Origin of the sequence: Filimonas effusa, assembly GCF_004118675.1 — a bacterium.
Classification (GTDB): Bacteria; Bacteroidota; Bacteroidia; order Chitinophagales; family Chitinophagaceae; genus Filimonas; species Filimonas effusa.
The window spans coordinates 326878-348242 of record NZ_SDHZ01000004.1; the positions used below are offsets into that span (position 1 = coordinate 326878).

Annotated in this window: 16 protein-coding genes; 14 read left to right on the forward strand and 2 right to left on the reverse strand. The window is 41.0% G+C overall.

Translation table 11 applies throughout. The annotated features are described in order from the left end of the window. The first annotated feature begins 5 nt into the window (after positions 1-5). From ESB13_RS21040 to ESB13_RS21080, 10 genes are all read left to right on the forward strand, one after another. The gene (locus ESB13_RS21040) at positions 6-3545 is read left to right on the forward strand and encodes a hypothetical protein (RefSeq protein WP_129005671.1); all 3540 of its coding nucleotides are present in this window, start codon (positions 6-8) and stop codon (positions 3543-3545) included. 63 nt (positions 3546-3608) lie between these two features. Next, a complete protein-coding gene (locus tag ESB13_RS21045; protein WP_220399732.1) occupies positions 3609-8183 on the forward strand; it encodes a DUF6443 domain-containing protein in 4575 nt (1524 codons plus the stop codon). A gap of 10 nt (positions 8184-8193) precedes the next feature. Then, complete coding sequence (locus ESB13_RS21050; protein ID WP_129005672.1) at positions 8194-8547, forward strand: hypothetical protein; 354 nt, start codon at positions 8194-8196, stop codon at positions 8545-8547. A gap of 1209 nt (positions 8548-9756) precedes the next feature. Beyond that, on the forward strand, positions 9757-11304 hold the full coding sequence (locus ESB13_RS21055) for an RHS repeat-associated core domain-containing protein (RefSeq protein WP_129005673.1): 1548 nt from the start codon (positions 9757-9759) through the stop codon (positions 11302-11304). 2 nt (positions 11305-11306) lie between these two features. Further along, complete coding sequence (locus tag ESB13_RS21060; protein WP_129005674.1) at positions 11307-12098, forward strand: hypothetical protein; 792 nt, start codon at positions 11307-11309, stop codon at positions 12096-12098. A 17-nt stretch (positions 12099-12115) separates the two neighbouring features. After that, positions 12116-12313 carry a DUF7710 domain-containing protein gene (locus ESB13_RS24350; RefSeq protein WP_456236429.1) on the forward strand — a complete coding sequence of 66 codons (198 nt, stop codon included), beginning with the start codon at positions 12116-12118 and terminating at the stop codon, positions 12311-12313. 241 nt (positions 12314-12554) lie between these two features. Beyond that, a complete protein-coding gene (locus ESB13_RS21065) occupies positions 12555-12974 on the forward strand; it encodes a hypothetical protein (RefSeq protein WP_129005675.1) in 420 nt (139 codons plus the stop codon). A 137-nt stretch (positions 12975-13111) separates the two neighbouring features. Beyond that, positions 13112-13429, forward strand: a complete 318-nt coding sequence (locus tag ESB13_RS21070; RefSeq protein WP_164974301.1) for a hypothetical protein — start codon at positions 13112-13114, stop codon at positions 13427-13429. 606 nt (positions 13430-14035) lie between these two features. Beyond that, positions 14036-14779: a hypothetical protein gene (locus ESB13_RS21075; protein ID WP_129005677.1), complete on the forward strand. Its 744-nt coding sequence runs from the start codon at positions 14036-14038 to the stop codon at positions 14777-14779. A gap of 730 nt (positions 14780-15509) precedes the next feature. Beyond that, entirely contained in the window at positions 15510-16034 is a 525-nt protein-coding gene (locus ESB13_RS21080; RefSeq protein WP_129005678.1) for a type II secretion system protein GspG, read from the forward strand. A 328-nt stretch (positions 16035-16362) separates the two neighbouring features. On the opposite strand, the gene ESB13_RS21085 is transcribed toward ESB13_RS21080, so the two are convergent. Beyond that, positions 16363-16818: a hypothetical protein gene (locus ESB13_RS21085; protein WP_129005679.1), complete on the reverse strand. Its 456-nt coding sequence runs from the start codon at positions 16816-16818 to the stop codon at positions 16363-16365. A gap of 92 nt (positions 16819-16910) precedes the next feature. Then, a complete protein-coding gene (locus tag ESB13_RS21090; RefSeq protein ID WP_129005680.1) occupies positions 16911-17261 on the reverse strand; it encodes a toxin-antitoxin system YwqK family antitoxin in 351 nt (116 codons plus the stop codon). A 438-nt stretch (positions 17262-17699) separates the two neighbouring features. On the opposite strand from ESB13_RS21090, the gene ESB13_RS21095 reads away from it, so the two are divergent. The 4 genes from ESB13_RS21095 (at position 17700) to ESB13_RS21110 (ending at position 21316) form a co-directional block, all read left to right on the forward strand. Then, a complete protein-coding gene (locus ESB13_RS21095) occupies positions 17700-18908 on the forward strand; it encodes an RHS repeat domain-containing protein (protein WP_220399733.1) in 1209 nt (402 codons plus the stop codon). A 14-nt stretch (positions 18909-18922) separates the two neighbouring features. Continuing rightward, positions 18923-19234, forward strand: coding sequence for a DUF1493 family protein (locus tag ESB13_RS21100; protein WP_164974302.1), 312 nt, complete (start codon positions 18923-18925; stop codon positions 19232-19234). A 525-nt stretch (positions 19235-19759) separates the two neighbouring features. Then, complete coding sequence (locus tag ESB13_RS21105; protein WP_129005682.1) at positions 19760-20056, forward strand: helix-turn-helix domain-containing protein; 297 nt, start codon at positions 19760-19762, stop codon at positions 20054-20056. 48 nt (positions 20057-20104) lie between these two features. Next, positions 20105-21316: a type II toxin-antitoxin system HipA family toxin gene (locus ESB13_RS21110; protein ID WP_129005683.1), complete on the forward strand. Its 1212-nt coding sequence runs from the start codon at positions 20105-20107 to the stop codon at positions 21314-21316. Positions 21317-21365 lie beyond the last annotated feature (49 nt).

Here is a 21365-nt window from a genome sequence, read left to right on the forward strand (position 1 = left end):
GCAATATGAGAAAGATGAATATTTATCTTAAGCTTTTTGCAGCTAGCTTTTTTTTTATACATACCGCTTTTAGTCAAACGAAATACAGTCTTCCCCAAATTACGCCACACTCACCCAATGCAGCCAGCCTCGGGAAATACGGCGATATCCCCGTGTCGCTTCAAAATGGCATGGTAAATATGACCATACCACTTTTTAGTATTAAAGCCGGCACTGTAGAGCTTCCTTTGGCCCTGAGCTATCATAACAACGGGTTAAAAGTGGATGAAATTCCTTCCTGGGTAGGGTTGGGCTGGGACCTTCAATGTGGCGGCCTCATTAACTACCAACAACGTGGTAATGATGATTTCACAGCAAACGGAATCTTTGCAGCATCTTCCAAAGATGATTTGCAGAAGTACTTGTCAAATCAGATGGGAACTGTTGAACAGAATCACTATTTCGAAAACCTGATCAACGGAAGCCGCGATGGCGAGTATGATTTTTATACATACAATTTCCTGGGGCGCTCAGGATCTTTCTATTTTGATAAAGACCAGAACATTGTAACCATACCTAAAAGCAATTTGAAAATAACTACGTTAGGATCGGGTAACGGTTTCAATATTACAGATGAAAAGGGGAATATCTATCATTTTACGATTCCGGAATACAGCTATATGGGATCAGTTGAAAATAGCGATCTGGAATTAAGACATGATTTTTCCGGTAATAGTTCTTACCTTCTTGGCGGTATACAAACACCGGAAGGGCGAACCATTTCTTTCGGATACCAGAATTACAATTATAACTATACCAGAACAGGTTATACTTTTGCACAGGTTGAAGTGCAGCCTTTTTCAGAGTGCCCCGGTAGTGGCTTATCGGGAGGTGGCACCGCATACCAACAGGGAAGCCAGTTATTAACCACTATCACGTTCCCGGAAGGAAGTATTGTTTTTGAGCATGCTTCAGCGCCACGGGAAGACATCAGGAGAATTAGTCCCAGCTCATTGGTGCCTGCTTTAAGCAAGGTGAAGTTATATAACAGCAGCAACGAACTGGTAAAGGAATTTTCATTCACCTATTCTTATTTTGATACCAATAAGCGATTAAGGCTCGATGCCGTAACACAAACCGGCGCACAAACGCAGCGATGGAACTTCGATTATTACGATGATATAGATAAAGGCTTTCCCGTCTTTTTTACCAATACGAAAGATCATTGGGGGTATTACAATAAGAAGGAACCAGCTGCTACGAATTTGCCTCAGGCCGATTATAATCCGCTGATTACCCAGCATTGGGCTGTTGAGAACAATAACCTTCTTTCCAACAGAACAAGTAATTACCTGTATTCCAGGCTAGGTTTGCTCAAGCAGGTGAAATATCCTACCGGAGGCACCAGCACCTTTAATTATGAGCCCAACCAATTTAAAATTCATGATTATTCAGAATTAGCCGCACTCTCTCCTTTTTTGAAATATGATCCGAATGAATTTGGCTCCTATGCCACCTTTATTTCAGCAGACACCTATACGGAACCGGAAGTAAGCGGCAGTTTTACGTTCTCATCCGCAACAACAGTAAGGATTTCTGCCAATAAATTGTTTTACCCCGAAAGTATGATTGAATCTGCCGTTTCGTTAGGAACTTCTCCTGGCGCAAACGACATATTACCTGAATTCACCTATAGATTTGGTGCCGGCTCGTTAACCAATTATATCGTTACATTGCCTGCTGGTACTTATTATTATAGTCTAAGCCGCAATCTCTTATGGTATGACTTGGGTGAGCCGGAAACAGGATCTGCCTGGCTCACTATCGACAAGATAAGTTATCCACCCATTATTCCTTACCAGGTAGGAGGTTGCCGTATCAGCAATGTTGTGCATAACGATGGCGCCGGAAATAGTATTACTAAAAGATATGAATATGCTGATATGCTGGACAGTGTGATGTTCAGGAATAAACCTGATTATCTTATCCGGCATTGGATGAAAGCCAATAAGACTTCAAACGAGAACGGCAGCGGCTGGATAACATTCTTTTGTTCCGATTGTGGGCTTTATTCCTATATCCACGAGGAGAGTGTAAGGCCAATGCCCGGCAATAGTATAGACTATAAATACGCACGGGAACTGGATAACGATGGAAGCCTTGGTAAAACAGAATACGAGTTTACCGTTACTGAAAACCTGCTGGAACAAACAGGCGTTCCATTTGCACAACCTATCATGGCAACCTGGCGTGCGGGCTTACCTAAAGAAAAGAAGATATTTAGTAAAACAGGGGGTACTTATAACCTGGTAAAGCAGGAAACAAATGTTTATAATTCCTCTCATCCCTATTTATCAAGAACAGAAGGCATTAAAGTCAATTACGATGTGCAGTGTTTAGGAACTAATATGTTAAACATTACAGATCCTTATTTCAATGGCAGTACTTTCGCCCGCGTAGTATCTAATTATCAGACTGAAAACTTTTACAGGTCTTCGGCAAATGTAACGGAATACCTTAGCAACGGTGCTTTAAGTAAATCAGCAACCAGCCTATACCAGTCAGCTTTTCATACATTGCCAACACTGGAAACCTCGCAGAGCAGTAACGGTACTTTTAATAAAGTGAAAACTGCTTATTCTTTTGATTACGGCACAAGCGCCTATGCAGATGAAGCAGCGTTAGGTATTAAATATTTGAAGGATAACAATGTATTGCTCCCGGTAGAACAGCTGACCATAAAAACAATAAACGGAGTTGATTATGTGACTGCAGGTATTATCTATATATATAGAACAGATAAGCCCGTTATCAATAAAGTGTATTCACTTAAAATAAACAGTCCTGTTACGCTTACGGCTTTTACTACAAGCAGCATTAATGGTAGCGGTAGCTTCATCTCAGACAGTCGCTACGAAGAAAAGGCATTATTCACTTCCTATGACCAGTACAACAATATCCAGGAAATGAAGTATGCAAATAATATCACGACTACTTATCTCTGGAACTATAATAATGTATATCCTGTTGCCGAAGTAACAAACGCGAATACCGCATCGATAGCAGCTACAAGTTTTGAGGGTGATAACGCCGGAAACTGGATTTTCCCTGCAGCAGGTATCATTGGCAATGTAGCAATCACAGGGAAAAAAGCTTTTAACTTAAATGGAAATACAATTCAAAGAACTTCCCTGAACAGTACAGAAACCTACACCCTCACTTATTGGCTTAAGAACGGATCCGGTTCTGTTAGCCCCGAGGCTACTGCCATGCAAACTGTTGGCGACTGGACTTTATACGCAACTGAAGTGACTGGCGTAACATCGTTATCGATCACAGGTACTGGCATTATCGATGAACTCAGACTCTATCCCAAAGCCGCCAACATGTCAACATCTACATATGAGCCACTTATTGGCGTTACCAGTCAATGCGACGCGGCCAACAGGATCACTTACTATAAATATGATGAAGTAGGAAGGCTGCAGCTCATCAGGGACCAGGATGGTAATATTCTTAAGAAGATCTGTTACAACTACGCCGGGTTGCCGGTTGCTTGCGAGTAATACTCTGGAAGACTTAAAGTTTAAAAGCGGAGAACTAATTTTTGATTTTTTAAAGGACCTAATATGCCTACACCAACTAAACCCATTTATTGCTTATACAGGTTTCTGACTGTATGGTCACTGCTTTGTATTGGTATGATGTTCCCAGCCTTCTCTCAAACCAACAAACCGGCTTCCAATACAATTCCCGCAGCCGCTGCCATAGCAGCCAAACCTGTACCCTATGCTTCCGGTATCCCTGTTAACTACGTCCGCAGCTGGCAGCCATTGGTGCCAATGACAACAGAACAGGCTGTACTGGCAGGCAACAATAATACTGTTCAGCAAATTACCCAATATGCCGATGGGCTTGGACGTCCATTGCAAACCGTTGCCAGGGGCATCAGCCCCACAGGCCTCGATCTGGTTTCGCCTGTTGTATATGATGCCTTTGGCCGGGAAATATATAAATACCTGCCCTATGCTGCCGAAAGCAATGGTGCATTTAAAACCAGTCCTTTTGCGCAGCAAGAGGCTTTTATGCAGGTACAATACCCTGGAGAACAGGTGTATTATGCCAAAACAGATTATGAAGCCTCTCCTTTGAACCGGGTACTAAAGACCTATGCTGCTGGTAACAGTTGGGCCGGCAGTGGCCGTGGCATCGCCGCCAGTTATGAAACTGCAGGCGCCAACGAAGTGGCGATATGGAGTATAGGATTTGAAGAAGCGGTACCCACCTTCCAGGGTTATTATGGAAGCGGCGAGCTCTACCGCACCATCACCACCGATGAACAAGGCAAGCGGGTAGTGGAATATAAAGACAAAGAAGGCCAGGTGGTATTGAAAAAAGTGGAGATAGCTACGAATGCACCTGCTGTAACAGGCCATGAGGGCTGGTTAAGCACTTATTATGTATATGATGATTTTAACCAGTTGCGTTTCGTAATGCCGCCGCTCGCAGTAGAGGCTTTCCGTGCTGCTGGCTGGAACCTTGCCGGTAACACCAGCGCCATCAACGAACTCTGTTTCCAATATAGCTACGATGGCCGCCGCCGTATGATAGAAAAGAAAGTGCCCGGAGCCGACTGGGTATATATGGTATATGATATCCGCGACCGGCTGGTATTTACACAGGATGGCAATATGCGCTCAAAGCCGCAACCGCAATGGCTGGCCACCATCTATGATAACCTGAACCGCCCTGTTCAAACGGGTATGCTTAGCTACGGCGGCTCCCGCGCTGCGCTTCAGGATTATGCAACCGGCCTGGGTAATAACGCTACGGGTGTAACGCCCAATATTTACAGCAGCCAGACTGCCGGCACACCATCTGTTTTATATGTGACCACCCACGATGGCCGCCCCGTTTATAAAGCTACCAGGGAAATAAACTTTGAAGGAAACCTGGAAGGGGCAGGAGAATTTGAAACCGATATCATTGCTGGGGGTGGTACCGCTTTCACCAGCAGGCAGGAGCTAAACATGAACCCTGTTGATCCGCTGCCCTCCGGCGCCACAGGTTATGTTCCCTTAACCTTTACCTATTATGACGATTATAGCTGGACAGCCAAAAGATACAATGCTTCCAATGACAACAAGTTAGGCATCGGCAATAACGCCTGGGGCGAGCCCCTTCCCGGCAGCACCAACGAACAGGTAAGAGGAATGGTCACAGGCTCCCGTGTGCGCGTACTGGAAAATCCCAATAATCTAAGCCAGGGCGCCTGGCTGGAAAGCGTTTCCTTTTACGACAGCAAAGGCCGGGTAGTACAGTTGCAGGCTGATAACTATAAAGGCGGCCTGGACATCACTAGCAGCCGTTATGATTTTACAGGCAAGGTCATCAGCAGCTATGCTGTTCATACTAACCCGGCTGGCTTTACCTCTGATAGAATTTATACCGAAATGGATTACGACCATGGCGGCAGATTGACCGAAGTACGTAAAACGCTCAACGACAATATAGAAACCCGCCGCGTTGTGGCGCATCATGAATATGATGCCCTGGGGCAATTGAAGCTAAAGCAACTGGGGCAACAAGCTGCGGAAGACAACCGTTCTGCTGTTTCCGGTTACCTGGAAACACAGGACTATACCTATAATATCCGTGGGTGGCTGAAGGGGCTCAACTGGAAAGATTATAACCAGCCCGGGGGAGCGTCCTCCGCGATAGCCGGCCGCTGGTTTGGCATGGACTTAAATTATGACTGGGGCTACGATCACAACCAGTATAATGGCAATATTGCCGGTATGCGTTGGCAAAGCAAGGGCGACGGCGCCGAACGCAGTTATGGCTATACCTATGATGCTGCCAACCGCCTGCTGATGGCCGATTTTAAACAGTTTACCAATAGCGGCTGGAACAATGATGCGGGCCTGAACTTTACCGCCAAAATGGGAAGCGATGGTACCGATAACGGAACTGCTTACGATGCCAACGGTAATATCAAACAAATGCAGCAATGGGGAGCGCTTCCCGGTGGCGGCAGTGACCAGATCGACAACCTGCGATACCAGTATTTTAATTACAGTAATAAACTCAGGAGCGTTAGCGACAGTATCGCTACAGATCATAAACTGGGTGATTTTGTTGACAGGAACACGGATAACGACGACTATGGCTATGATGTCAATGGTAACCTTATCAAAGACAAAAACAAACGCATCAGCAAAGACGAAGACCCTGCCGGAGCCATTGTTTACAACCACCTGAATTTACCGTGGCAGATAACAGTGAAGGACGAGTCCGGGGCCATAAAAGGAACCATTACCTATATCTACGATGCTGCCGGCAACAAGCTGGAGAAACGGGTAGAGGAGTTGCCTTTGGCAAGCAACAATCAAATAGCGAAACATACCTATACCACCTATCTGTCGGGTCATGTGTATGAGAATAACATACTACAATTTTTCAGTCATGAAGAAGGCCGTATCCGCCTGCAACGAAATACTGCCGGCACCGCTACTGGCGTTTATTATTACGACTATTTTGTAAAAGATCATTTGGGTAATACCCGTATGGTGCTCACCGATGAACATCAAACCGATGCGTACCCGGTAGCCAGCCTGGAAGCAGCGACACTCAACAACGAAAAACTTTACTACGAAATTCCTGATGGCGGCCGCGTATTGTCGGGCACTTTTCCTGCGTCTCCCTTTGCATCCGATCCCAATAATGCTTATGTACAGGTATTGAATGGCAACGGTCAGAAAACAGGTACTGCCATCGTTTTAAAGGTAATGTCCGGCGACAAGGTAAATATCCAGGCCGATAGCTGGTATGGGGAACCGGCGTCTTCCAACAGCCAATCTGCTTTGGGCTGGCCGGATCTGATAGCCTCCTTAGCCGGCGGCATAGCTGGTACCGGTGCCGGCAGCCATAACGCCGCCCTGTTACAGCAGAACCAAAATCTTAAGGATGGCTTGGGCAGCTTCTTAACCAATGTCGTCAATGCCGATTACGTCGTCAACGGCGGTAATAAACCGAAAGCCTACCTGAACTATGTTTTGTTCGATGACCAGTTCAATGTCGTAATCACCAATGACGGAAACAACTCCGGAATCGATAGGGTAGGTGACGCCGGCCAACTAAAATCTCATATTGTTGCAGGGCACCCCATAACCCGTAACGGATATTTGTATATTTATGTATCGAATGAGACGCCTGGTCTCAATGTGATCTTTGACAACCTAAAGGTGACTCATACCCGCGGAGCGTTGACGGAGGAGACACATTATTACCCGTTTGGGTTGACAATGGCGGGGATAAGTTCTAAGGCTGCAGGTTCCACAGATAACAGGTTTAAGTACAATGATAAAGAATTAGAAAATAAAGAATTTAGCGATGGTAGTGGGTTAGAATTTTATGATTACGATGCGCGTTTGTATGATCCACAAATAGGAAGATGGTATCATGCCGATCCTTTATGTGAGTTGTCGAGAAGGTGGTCGCCATATAACTATGCTTTTAATAATCCAATCCGGTTCATCGATCCTGATGGAATGTTAACATATGATTGGAATAAAAATCAATACGTAAATGAAGATGGCAATGTAGTTAGCACTGAGGATGCGATCTCAGAAATCAAAGGGATGGGGGTAGTAGTAGTAGTAGATCAGGTAGAAGAGGAAGGGCCAGGAGATGAGAAAAAGGCAGAAAAAATCCCTAATGATTTTTTCTCTCAGGTTGCAGATGGGTTAACCTATACAAGTCTCGTATGGTCCGTTGCGGAACTGGCTTCAGACAAAGAACAATTAAAAAAAATAGCGCTTAATCTAGGAATTACTGATGCTCAGGCTGTGGAGCGGTTAAAGGGCTTTACTGAGGAATTAAAGAGCTTGGGGAAAAATGCATATTTCCTAGGGGTGATTTTGTCTGCTGGCACTGCAATTGAAAAGGTGAGAAACGGGGAAGCCCCAGCCAAAGCTTTTGGTAAAGCTGGAATTGATATTGCTGCTGGTACGGCATCCTTTTTAATAGGTGGGCCGGTGGGGGCAGCAATAGCAGTTGCTTATCTAATACTTGATAAAACGGGTGCCGTTGACTACACGGTAGATAAAACTATTAGTTTCTTTGATAGAATAAAAAGTTCAACAAAGGAAATTGTGAATTATATTTCAAGGGTTGAGTCGTCTCTTTCCATGGGACGTTTTTAAAAAGAATAGTATGTTAAATAGATGTATATATACATTGTATTTGTTAGCAAGATATAGAAAGCTTGGAGATCATTACCTGATTGCAGGAGGTATACCCTTTCTGTGGTTGCATTTGGTGGTGTTGGCAGGTATTAAATTACTATGTATGGCAATAGGAGTGCCATTTGTTGATTTTTTTTTTGATCATAGAATTGGATTTATGGTTTGTTTGATTCTTTCTTTTTTTCTTTCAAAGATGTATGCAAAGCATGTAGTTGTAGTTGAAAAAAAAGAAATGAAAATTAGGCGTATTTCGTTGTCTTTTATTTGGTATTCAATGATATGTATTATGGCTTTTTTCTTAGTGATAATGACTTGTTTGTAAAAGATCGAATTGAAGTCGTAATAAGTTCTATTCCGGTGTGCTTTTAGGTGTAGGGAAAACTGGATCGATCGGATCTCAGTTAGTTTTTTATTAGGTATTCAGTTAATGAAATAATGTTGATTCTTATTGAGCTCATGTGTTTGCTGGGGCTTCTTTGTTTTGTTGTATTTAATTAGTTTTTTTATGTATGAAAAAGCAGCTTTACTTCTTTTCATTAGTGCTGGTTATAAATGCGCTAATTATGTTGCTTTTTGTTCTTGCAGGTTCGCATGGACGAATTTATTTACATAACCGGGAAACAATAAAGTTTTTGTCGGTCAAAATATTCTTATTTGTTTCTGGAAAAAGAAAGGAAGTGGAAATTCGACTAAATGTTAGTGAAAAAAGTATTGAGTATTGTCAATACTTTTGGTTTTAAAGCTGGTGGCCCTTTTTTGAATTAATGAGAGCTGATGGAAATAGGGAATAAGCATGGCAAAATTATCTGGACTCTTTGCCTCCTGCTTATGCCGCCTTTTTAGCTAGTCAGTCAAATTAGCTAAATGGACTTTAATATGACAATCCAATTTTGTTAGAAAAATGACAACAAAAGTAAAACAACTACTATTAGCATTCTCGTATATAACAGCACTTTATATAGCCATATTCATATTTCGTCCGTTTTACGTTGATTACATTCTTCGTACTTTTTCGAACATAAAATACATGGACGATTTGGCAATGAATGGAAATCATATATGGATCTACCTGATGCTATTAGTTTACAGTATTATCTCTTTTCTCTGGACTAAAAGAACGCTTTCTGCAAGCGGAAAAAAAGGGTTCAGGCTCTGGCTTCTAAATTGGATGATAGATGTTATAATCCCTTCCCTGACGGTGCTTGTTATGGTGTGGCGTCATAATCACGCATCGCTGGTAACGGTTCAGAAATTGAGTTCGATAGAGGATCCTTTTGTGATTTGGTTTCTGTTAGCTTTTAAGCATGTGTCTTTTGGAATAGCTTGGGGAGACCTTTCATTTGGACGAAGAAGAAGTAAATGATGTCTTAGTGATCAACAATAGGCTGGCCAGGAAGCTGAATCTGCTATTTACTAGACACTCAACAACGAAAAACCTTACTACGAAATTCCTGATGGCGGCCGCGTATTGTCGGGCACTTTTCCTGCGTCTCCCTTTGCATCCGATCCCAATAATGCTTATGTACAGGTATTGAATGGCAACGGTCAGAAAACAGGCAGTGCCATTGTTTTAAAAGTAATGTCCGGCGACAAGGTAAATATCCAGGCCGATAGCTGGTATGGGGAACCGGCGTCTTCCAACAGCCAATCTGCTTTGGGCTGGCCGGATCTGATAGCCTCCTTAGCCGGCGGCATAGCTGGTACCGGTGCCGGCAGCCATAATGGGGCCCTGTTACAGCAGAACCAAAATCTCAAGGATGGCTTGGGCAGCTTCTTAACCAATGTCGTCAATGCCGATTACGTCGTCAACGGCGGTAATAAACCGAAAGTCTACCTGAACTATGTTTTGTTCGATGACCAGTTCAATGTCGTAATCACCAATGACGGAAACAACTCCAGAATCGATAGGGTAGGTGACGCCGGCCAACTAAAATCCCATATTGTTGCAGGGCACCCCATAACCCGTAACGGATATTTGTATATTTATGTATCGAATGAGACGCCTGGTCTCAATGTGATCTTTGACAACCTAAAGGTGACTCATACCCGCGGAGCGTTGACGGAGGAAACGCATTATTATCCGTTTGGGTTGACAATGGCGGGGATAAGTTCGAAGGCGGCGGGAAAATTACAAAACAGATATAGATTTAATGGTGGAAATGAATTACAAAATAATGAATTCAGTAACGGAAGTGGGTTAGATTGGTACGATGCAATGTTTAGGCAGTATGACCCGCAGATTGGCCGGTTCCATCAGCTTGATCCACTTGCTGAATTTGATATAAGTAAATCTGCTTATGTATTCGTAAGTAATAATCCTATTTCATTTTCAGATCCTTTTGGATTAGCTGATTCTACGAAAGCGCCAGGTTTTCCTAATAGTACAACAGGTGCCAACGTATTGCCTGCTATTGTGCTTGCGCCGGTGGTCACCAAGGTACCTGCTTCTGACCAGGGATATGTCATTGATGCTATGCTTGGTGGACAGATCACACCTCTTTGGCCGAACGGAAACTCTCAAAACAATACAACCGAAGCAGGAGTTCCCAGTCTCGTCCCAGTTAGCCCCGGTTTATATCCTGTTGGTCCTCCAGGAAGAGTGATACCTTTGCATCCACCTATAGTTGAAGAAGCAGGTGCAGGAGTTTTAGCTCCTATTTTGGTACGAGGGGTATCGGTGATAGTTGCTACGGTTTGGCCAATAAAATTGGGGGCAGGCGCGTCTAGTGTACCATTGCCCTACTTTACCAAAGATCCTTACCCTGGACATGGAAATAACCGAGGTAATAGTAATGAACATATTATCTATCGATTTACCTTTAATGCAACTGATGGTAAAACTCCTGTACTGAAGTACGGAATATCTGATGTGTATTCAAACGGATTGGATAGGCCTGAAAACCAAAAGGCTGCACTGATGAGTGCATACGGTTCTTCAGTGAATTATGTCATAATGGCTAGAGGGGTAAATAGGTTAAATGCCTTGTTTTTAGAACAGTTGTTAGTAAGTAAGCACGTTCAGCAATGGGGATACATGCCTCGGGAGCAGGTTCGCCCCGGCGCATTTAATGGTTTTTAATTATGAAAACAAATATAGTAAGGTTAGGATCTGTAGTGCTAAATGGTGTGGGTGGCCCGGAGGCCGGAGCTATGGATATGATCTATACATATCTATTGCAAGAATATGAGCAGGATTTCTATTCTTATATTAGTATTAATCAGATTGGAGATGACTTGCAAGAATTTGTCCGAAAAGATGGGAAGAGGGTGCATATAAATATAAGATACCCAGTAGTGAAAAGTTTTGAGGATAGGACTCCGGACGAACTTAATTTGTACAGATTAGAGGTGATGCACGAAGCGCTTATGAGAATAGCTCAGACTGATAACAAACTATCGCCGGAAAAACTGGTCCTGATAAAGGAAAAGATAATAAAACAACATTTTCTTTTTGACTTTGTTTACAAAAGCTTAGTCAATAAATCACTTAATACATTAATGGGGGCTGTAGTAGTGAGGCCGTTGTTAGATAGGTTTGATTTTTTTATTACTGTAACTGAAGACGGGACGGAATTATGTAAAGTAAAATTTTACAGTGGGCATAGAACTGACTATTATATGGCAGACTTATTTTCCATTTGTAAATGGAATGGCTTAAGCGAATTTATTGTATCCGGGAAAAAAAAGGAGATGGAAGTTCGTGTAAGGTTTCGGGAGGGAATGATTGAATTTAAAAACACGTCTGGTTTTAAATCTGGTCCTCCATTTTGGGAAATGATGAGAATAGATGCCGACAAAGAAACTGCGTGGAAAAATTTTGTTTATTCCTTACCTCCTGCATTTGCAGCGATCATTACCAATGGACCTAATTAGGTAAATCAGTCTTCTAGCTGAGTGGCGTCCTCACAGTATGCCCTTTAGACCAAAGCCTCTATGATTGGGCTATAAAGGGAGGATTATTTATGCCCGCTCGGGAGCCAGAAAAAGAATTCTATTCGGAGTATAAGAAAAGCAATGCTGGCAATTTCTTCACCGATAAACAAGTGGCGAAATATTGGATCAACAGCAGGAACAAGGAAAAGGCATAAACGTATTTGCTTTTTACCCCGACATTCAATCCATCGATACTGTTTATGATGCCGGAGGTACCTATTGACCTTATATGCTGATAGCGAAAAAAGATGGCGTACAATTTAAGCTTGAACCGTTACGGATGTTATATGCTTCCATAAAAATGTCTCTTACAATAAAATTCCGGTTTTATTCCAGATTTTTGACATAAGCCATTTTAAACAGGTTCGCAAATGCGGGACGGCTTAGAGGTTTACGATGAAAGCAAATCAATATATAAAAACTGTTGAGGCATACTATATTTTTCTTGTTACTGAGTTTGGATTTGATGTCTCCGGGGAAAAAATAAGAGGCAATGCTTTTTACGATGTTCAATATAAAGATGGGAAACGCATTGTGTCTATTTCCTATGAAAACATAGAAGATTATTTTTTGATAACTATTTTTTTATTGCAAAATGGAGAAATGCCAGATTATGATGATAAAACGAAAACCTTGCATTTAAACAAGCTGAATGCACAAATTCTATCAGTTGTTGATAAAAGTGAAATTAGCCTGAATAATGAGTGTTTTTTTAACTTCAGTCCTCAAGATATGCTGGAAAAGAAACTATTGAAGGGCGCTAGGGAATTGCGTTTATGTTTGAGGCACTTTGAAAAGTTGCAAATGTCATTGTAGGCCCTCCCGAAGTTTGGCTGCCGTAGTTATGTAGAAAAAAGCAAAGATGAAACTGTTTGGAAAATAAATGCTCCCTTATCTCAATATGAGAATGGAAACATTATTTTCTCCGGAAGCTTGCTGAAATGCTTTCGAAAATGACTTGTGAAGATCCCAATAATGCTTATGTACAGGTATTGAATGGCAATGGTCAGAAAACAGGCAGTGCCATCGTGTTAAAGGTAATGTCCGGCGACAAGGTAAATATCCAAGCCGATAGCTGGTATTGGGAACCGGCGTCTTCCAACAGCCAAATGGGTTTGGGCTGGCCGGATCTTATAGCTTCCCTTGCCGGCGGCATAGCTGGTACCATTGTCGGCAGCCATAGTGCTGCCTTGGTGCCGGTGCCGGCAGCCATAGTGCTGCCCTGTTACAGCAGAACCAAAATCTTAAGGATGGCTTGGGCAGATTCTTAACCAATGTCGTCAATGCCGATTACGTCGTCAACGGCGGTAATAAACCGAAAGCCTACCTGAACTATGTTTGTTCGATGACCAGTTCAATGTCGTAATCACTAATGAGGGAAGCAACTCCGGAATCGATAGGGTAGGTGATACCGGCCAACTAAAATCTCATATTGTTGCGGGGCGCCCCGTAAACCGTAACGGATATTTGTATATTTATGTATCCAACGAGACCCCGGGGGCTCAACGTGATCTTTGACAACCTTAAGGTGACTCATATTTGCGGAGCGTTGACGGAAGAGACGCATTATTATCCGTTCAGGTTGGAGATGAAAGGGATAAGTAGTAAGGCAGTAGGGAGTCTGAAAGTTAAAAGTCTCTTTAATGATAAAGAGTTCAACAGCGATTTTGCTTTTTGCATCCCCTTTTTTTCTTTTCATGCTTTTGCATTATTTAATGTGAGGTGCCTGTGATCGCTTTAAGGATTCTGAGTAGTAGCTAATAGTTAGATGCTCGGTATTCAGAATAGCTAGTAATACTACTTCAATAGGTTCGGGTGATGAAAGTGATGCGAAGAGGAGCGGGGTAAAAATGGAAGTACATCCTCAAATGTAACGGGTGGAGGCGGCTACTGGTTCTGATGTCCATTCAATGGAAGTTAATCCGGTCGAACGGATTGTCAATATTATAGTCCCTAAAGCAGCGAAAGAAATAAAAAGGTTTTTAAAGATGGAAAATTATAGCAATATTGTTGGTAAAAACAAACACTACCTTAAGGTGATTCTTTTGCTAATATTTTTTTCTTGCACTAATAGGCTAAAAGAACAACAAAGGAAGGTTAGGTATAAAAGAGTCAAGGAAAGTGTTGTAAATGTTAGTAAAGAGACTTGTGCTATTAGAAAAATTGAAAGCTTTGCCCGTTTTGTGTTTTCTCAGAACTCTGATTCTTTAATTAAAAATGAATGTTTTCTGAAAGATTTCGTTGTTAAAAAACTTGTTGAAGAAGATGAAGGAGTAGAGTGGGATTCTTACGACTTATATTTTGAAGGAAAACTTGTGGTGAAACTTGAGAATAGCTGGGATGATAAAAAGCACATATCGCGGATTACATTCGTGAATGATTATTTTACTACCGAAAAAGGGATATCTGTAAATAGCACTTTCAAACAAATTAAGAAATTGATCAATGACACGAGGCTTAATGAATCGCCGGATGGCTTCCTCATCTTTTATGATTCTTTAATGCCAGATTTAGCTTATACTTTCGAAGTAGATTCTAATTCTCCTCTTTTTGAGGGCGTTACTGATATGAAAAAAATACCTGATACACTTCGTATTAGTTCCATTGTTGTATTTAAATAACTATTTTTTTGGATTTTTATTAGTGTTTCACTTTAAGTAGGTATTTTGTCTACGGAAGCTTTGCAGTCAGATAACCTGTAGGGGATTGGTGAAGTGGTTGTGTCTGGAAAGCTTGCAAATGGATTAGAAAGAAGAGACTTAAAAGTCGTAATATTTTTATGCCTGAGCCTTCCCTTGTAAGTTAGCGATAAAAGGAAGCATATGTATTTAGATCGTATTCAATACTCTCTCATTTATTTGCTTTATAAGAGTAAGTCCTATAAAAGCGGTAAAGGGTATATTTATAGGGCAAATCAAATACCGGGAATGTTTATTGGATTTTCGTTCTTAGTGATTTGTAATCCACTATTCGTTAATAGTGTAAGTGATGGGCAATTAGCATTGTTATAGGTTGTCGCATCTTTTATTTCTTTTTTGTTATTTGAAAAAAATACTTCTAGAAGGAAAATGTTCAAGTGGCGTTTAGTTTATCGAAATAGAAAGCGATATTTAGTCCCCTTTTTTTTAATTTGCTTTTTTATTATGCTGGCATCTGCTTTTCAGATGATTTGAATGTGAAATCCGTTAGGATTGGTAATGGCGGGATAAGTTCAAACGGCGGAGAAATTGCATAACAGGTTAGGTTGAATAATAAGGAGGTAGAAAATGAGAACGGTCATAGTTGTAATATCCGTGCTAACATTTTATATTGGAGGTGCATGAGAGCTTTGGAATCTGTAAAATTAAAGTTATGAATAAAAGGCCTCCCTATTTACTCGGGTTGCTTTGTGTATTGCCTTTGATTGGGGCTTTCGTTGGAATATTTATGGTGTTTTATGGAATATTCAAATACAAAGATAGAACGTTCATTGTTATTGGTTCAATTGGTATCGTAATAACAGTAATCGTATACTCTTTTCTGTTTTATAACTTGCGTTATGGTAAGGCTACAGCAAAAGCTTTTGCTGGAATTGCCCAAACGCAAATAAATAGTTTAGTTAAACATATTGAATTTTATAAAATTCAATACGGAGCATATCCGGATAATCTGGAACAAGTTGTAAGGCAGGATGAAACTGTAATGATAAAAGATCCTCTTCTTTTACGGAAGGCGAATTCTAATTCAAATTTCTATTATAAAAAGAGTAAGGAAAGGTATCTACTGTTCTCAGTTGGGGAAGATGGAATAGCCAATACAAACGATGATATTTATCCTTTGTTTGAAAAGAGTGATACGAATCTTTTTAAGTTCATTAGGAAGCGCGAGGGTTTATGATTACTTTAATGATTTACTTTTATGAATAGGGTGGCGTTAGTGATATGGGAAAACCATGAGCGTAGATAGCTTTCAGCATGTAAGGAGAAGCTTTGTAAAGAACTAGGATAAAGTTCCTCTGATGGCGACTTTATTGGTTTATAAAAAGATGGGTTATTGTAAAAAATGCTTTTTTATTGCTTAAATTATATTGAAAGGAAAAAAGAAAGAATCAAAAAAAACATAAATTCAATTCTATGATCGAAAAAAATCAACAAACTGGCTGAGCAGGTTCAGAATATCTTAATATGGCAAAGTATCAAAACACAGGTTAATATTACTTTTTAACTTATTGAGTGAAGCCGGTATCAAAAAAATAATTGGCATCATTGACGGGGTCAACATATATAACTGCTTTCTTTTGCTGTAACATGTTATACCGAATAAGATCTGGCTGCATAGTTATTGGGGGAGTCCGATAGGTTATTATACTACCATCTTCGTTCTGATGCTTATATAACAACACAGACACCTCTCTTTTTACTGAATTAATACTTTGATTTGAGCGATACAAAGCATCTATCATCTGGATCGTTGTCGGGAAAGATTCATTTTCAACTTCCTCATAATAGGTATTTGTCTTCAATTCACATTTATCGAAATCTACTTCCATTTTCCGGCCATAAGACACCAATGGATGTACAAAATGCCCTGCAGATATGCGTTTTCTTTTAACTAAATTGTGAATAAAAGAAGCAAGCATAAGTAATACACATACGAATATGAAGACATAAAATTCAAGCATTTATATTGCAAATTATTTTGTGCTGATAATTTTCCCTGTTGAGTCAAAATATAAGGTTACACCTATTTTTTCGCCGTTATTGAAATTTTCAACTATCGAAACCTTTCCATTAGGAAAGAAGATCTTGTGTTCTCCTTGTTTTGCACCTTTGTGAAATTTCCGATAAATGAAATATTTCCATTTTCATCGTATTGCGTCCATTCACCTTCTCTTTTCCCATTTTTATAATAGGAGACAGCCTGAATAGCACCATTATTCCAGTAAAATTTCATCTGTTTATGTGAGGAATCAATACGATCTTCGTATACAACATACATATTAGAAGCTGAATCCCGATCATTGGTAATTCTCTTAAATACCGGAATCACAGGATCATTGGATGCATTCGCACAGCCCATTCCTAGTAGTGTTAAGTATACTACGACAATGTTTCTAATATTCATAAAACTAACGAACTGGCATTATTGAAAAATGGGTAATCACATCCGGACTCTTCTTAGGAAAAGTCGCAAAATAATCAAAGTTATCCGGATTATCGGGATATTCGCCTCCCGCCCCAGCAAGTGTTCCGCCATAACCTGCTAGCAATAGGCTTTTTATCCTTATCACCTCCACAGGCCCAGCCAATAATGAGGCATCTTCAAAATGTAATTGGTTTCGATTATTATCTCTATCCGCTTCCCCGATATCAGGAACTTTCCTATCTGTCTCTACTGGCGGTACATTCGATTGATATAAAGCTTCATCAATTTAATAAGCCTATCTTCTAGTAATTTATTTTTTTTCAAAAAAACCAATACTAGACCTGCTATCAGGATCTATATAAATTAAGGATTACTATATGCATAATTAAAAGTAGACCATCTCACAACGTTGCTTTGTTGCAGCAGAACAACAATCTGCAAGCCGGTATCGGTAGTTTCCTGACCAATGTGGTAAACACCGATTACGCTGCTAATAACAATAAGCCCAAGGCTTACCTTAATTATGTGTTGTTCGACGAACAGTTGAATGCAGTAATTACGAATGATGGCAAAAACTCCGGAGTGGATATGGTTGGTCCCGCTGGCGAGTTAAAATCTCACCAGGTTATAGAACGGCCAATGACACATAATGGATATTTGTATATTTATGTCTCAAACGAGACCCCGGGTCTAGACGTGATCGTTGACAACCTGAAGGTGACTCATATCCGCAGAGCGTTGACTGAGGAAACGCATTCTTATCCGTTCGGCTTAACAATGGCGGGAATAAGTAGTAAGGCAGCAGGGAAGTTGCAGAATAGGCTGAAGTATAATGGGAAGGAACTACAGGGCGAGGAGTTTAGTGATTACAGTGGAATACAGTGGTATGACTACGGGGCTAGAATGTATGATCCGCAAATAGGAAGATGGCATGTACCAGATCCCTTAAATGAAAGTGAGTATTGGAATGACTTTGACAAGGAATATAAAAAAGAACTTGCGCAAGAAGGGTACGAACCCGAAGAAAGCGATGTCGCTGAAGGAAGGAAAAATGCGGGTGCTTTGAATTTATTTAATCCCCGAAATGTCATAAGTGCCGAGAACTCTGTTATTCATTATAACGAAAGTCCTTACGCTTATGTAGGTAACAATCCAATTATTTTTATAGACCCCTATGGATTGGACACATCTAAAGCCAAAGCTCAACCATTACCAGAAGTTACTGTTACAGGGTTTATAAAAAATAATTGGCAGCACTTTGTAGGTCCTATCTTATTCTTGTTAGGCCAACCAATCAAATTTTTAAAACCATCGGGCTATGCAGGTTCAGACCCAGGCTCATCAATCGCATCCTGGGCATTATCTAAAACAATAACTTACCGCAGTCCATTGTTAAAACAAACTACACGTAAAATAGTAACTAAATTTGCAGGTAAAGCAATTGCCAAAAAGACTGGAACAGCCGTTGTAGGTAGGTTTCTTGGCAGAGGGGTTCCTATTGTAGGCTTGGCATTGTTTTACTATGACTTTGCAATAAATGTAGCACTTCCAATGGCAGAAGGAAATGCAGCCTATACAGAATCAAATAACAGATCGGGGAATTGGATAGCCAATTTGCCACATTAAAAAATGAATTTAAAATGGGGGATAATATATTTAATGAGCTAGTAAAATTCACAATAAAGCAGTCATGTGTAGATGATGAACCTATAAAGAGGACGACAAAGTTATATGAGGATTTAGGAATTTATGGGGATGATGCCGTTGAATTTATAATAGCCTTTGGAAAAGCGTTCGATGTGGATGTATCAGAATTTAAAGCCGCAGATTATTTTAAAGGTGATGGAATAGATATTCTTGGCTTGAATAAAAACAATAAAGAACTAACAGTAGGTCATCTTGAAAAAGCCATATTAGCTGGTCGTTTAGATGAAGAGGTTATAAATTTCTGAAATACAACTAATAGGAATATACACAAGCCGAGATGTATTCTCCGTATTATAACAAAACACGTACTGATAGCTCTTCTTTTAGCTTCCAGAAGGTTAACTTCCTTAAAGCAAGAGATTTTTATCCAGGACATAAAGGAAAGAAATAGTTGTATCCGGGGCATCCTTCCTATACGTTATCTCATTTTGCCCCCTTAACCATATCTGCCGCTATTTGAAGTGATGATTGCCGCGCTTTCTGAAGTGCGGCAACTTCATTTGGCGGTAACTTGCTGCTACAGCCGCACATTTTCAGTCATTTTCAGACACCTTCAAATACCTCTGAAAAAGCCTAAAGAGCTGGCGGCGCCGTTATTGAGGAATAAACAGCCGGTGTAGAACTCTTGATCTGGGAAGCAATTTCCCTGCCAGCGCAGGAGGCAGGCATCCTTAGGCCTCACCTGTTGGTGGGCTATTTTAGCCTCGATTCCTTTAAATATGTTGGCTATTTCCAACATATTATATTATTTTGTGGATAATATCCAACAAATGAAAAGTAAAAAACAAGTGTTATTTCCCAAGCACCAGAAGGTGCTGGAACAGATGGGCGAGAATATCAAGCTGGCAAGGAAACGAAGGAAACTGACAACCATCCAGGTTGCTGAACGGGCAAATATCGACAGATCGACACTCTATGAAATTGAAAAGGGAACTGGCAGTGTATCATTGGGCGCCTATTTCAATACATTACGTGTTCTGGGACTGCAGGAAGATTTTCTTAAGCTGGCTGCGGATGATGAATATGGCAGGAAATTACAGGATCTTCAACTGATAAAAAATAAATAACAGGTGGCAGGCAGGACAAACATATGGGTATATGCACATTGGTTGGGGATGCCGGAACCACAATGCATCGGTGTGCTTTCTGCACAGCAGGCTAAGGGTAGAAAAGCTTTTGGTTTTGAGTACGCTAAGGAATGGATGCATTCAAAAGCGCAAATGACACTGGATCCCGATATATCATGGTATACCGGAATCCAATATCCCAATAATAAAGAAAATTTTGGTGTTTTCATGGATTCCATGCCCGACACCTGGGGAAGGACGCTGATGAAGCGGCGTGCGGCACAACAGGCGAGGGATGCAGGAAAGCCAGCCCCCAACTTATATGATATTGACTTCTTATTAGGGGTGTATGATGAAAGCCGCATGGGAGCATTGAGGTTCAAACTTGATCCTGCTGGTCCTTTTCTTGACAACAATAAAACATCGCCAACACCGCACTGGTCTAACGTCAAGGAACTACAACATGCTGCCGCTATGATTGAATCAGATGATGATAGCGCTGAGACAAAAAAATGGATTGCCATGCTGATTGCCCCCGGGTCTTCATTGGGTGGAGCCCGGCCGAAAGCAAATATACTTGATGATGAGGGCCACCCCTGGATCGCTAAGTTCCCATCCAATAATGACACTATTGATAAGGGTGCATGGGAATACCTTGCCTATCAATTAGCGTTGAATGCGGGCATATATATGACCGAATCACGAATTGAAAAAATTGCCGGTAAGCACCATACCTTTTTTACAAAAAGATTTGACAGGCTGAAAGGTGAAAGAATACATTTTGCTTCTGCCATGACTATGACCGGTAACAATGAAGATACCATTAAAGAAAATCCAGCCAGTTATCTAGACCTGGCAGAGTTTATACAGTATGAAGGGGCTAACAACAAAGCAGATTTACACCAGTTATGGAAACGAATTATTTTCAACATAGCTATTTCTAATACGGATGATCATCTACGCAACCATGGTTTTATTATAGCAGACGATGGATGGCAACTCTCTCCAGCTTATGACATCAATCCATCTATAGATAAAGATGGACTTGCCCTCAATATCGACACTGATAACAACGCACTTGATGTTACGCTTGCTAAAAGTGTAGGTGCCTATTTTCAATTGGACAACGCGCGAATGGATGAAATTATTGATGAAGTGGCCACAGCAGTGGGGCAATGGAAAAAGATAGCCGATAACATTGGCATACACAGGACAGAGCAACAAAGAATGGAGGGGGCATTTTTAAATCTGCACAAATAAACCATGCCTGCCGATTTCAACGATAACCGTTTGGTCCCTCCGCATTTTT